This window comes from Mariniluteicoccus flavus (assembly GCF_054776655.1).
Genome location: NZ_BAAHBN010000026.1, coordinates 1 through 938, shown reverse-complemented (window position 1 = coordinate 938; position 938 = coordinate 1). Strand labels below are relative to the sequence as shown.

The window sequence follows — 938 nt, the reverse complement described above, 5'->3', positions numbered from 1 at the left end:
TCACGTTGGCTGAGCGAGGAACGAGTCGAAGCCACCAGCCCGCGATCACCTTCCCCACAAGAAAAAAATAGTTCGAGATTCTTTTCGCAGAACCCTGTTCTGGACCCGAGATTGTCAGACCCCCTTCCTAGGCTGGAATCATCACCACACCTCAGGGGGAACGATGGACGATCTCACCGAACAGCTTGTTGCGAAGGGAAAACCTGACCGCACCGGGGTCATCCTCGGCCTGAAGGATGCCGCCGACCGCCAACACCAGGCAGAGATCGACCAGATCTCGTTGATCGCTGCCGCAGCAAGGGCGTACTCGTGGATCAACGAACCGCTGTCCGACAACGATTCCGCGCCGTCGGTGCTTCATGGCGAACGACTGATGGTCCTCGGCGGCGACGGCACGCCGCAGGTCGCCGAGTTCTGCACGTTGGAGGTCGGTCCGGCGCTCGGCATCTCCCCGGACGCCGCCGCCCAGCTCATCGCCGATGTCCTCGACCTCCAGCACCGTCATCCGAAGTTGTGGGCGCTGGTGATCGGCGGCCACGTCCGCGTCTTCGCCGCCCGCAAGGTCGCCCAACTCACCCGCACCCGTGAACTCACCGCCGAGATGGCCGGGGAGGTCGACCGGCAACTCGCACCATTCGCCCCGCAATACACCGTCACCCGGCTACTCAACCAGGCCGAACTGCTGTGTGACGTCGTCGACCCCGACGGCGCCGAGGAACGTCGGAAGGCCGCGCTCGAGCGGCGCTTCGTGAACGTCCGGCCAGGGGAGGCCGGGACGGCCCTGGTCACTGGTCAGGTCGATGGCCCTGCCGGGTTGCGGCTCGACAAGACCATCACCGAACTTGCCGGGATCCTGCGCGACAGCAGGGAATCCGAGGACGGCACGGAGTTCGAGGTCCTGCGCGCTGAGGCGTTGGAGTTGCTGGCAGACCCCGCCC

General features: G+C 65.1%; 1 protein-coding gene. It reads left to right on the top strand.

What is annotated here, in order from left to right:
- Window positions 1-163: 163 nt before the first annotated feature.
- On the top strand, window positions 164-938 hold a 775-nt coding region (locus ACYVAG_RS17595), incomplete at its 3' end, for a DUF222 domain-containing protein (RefSeq protein WP_460771838.1).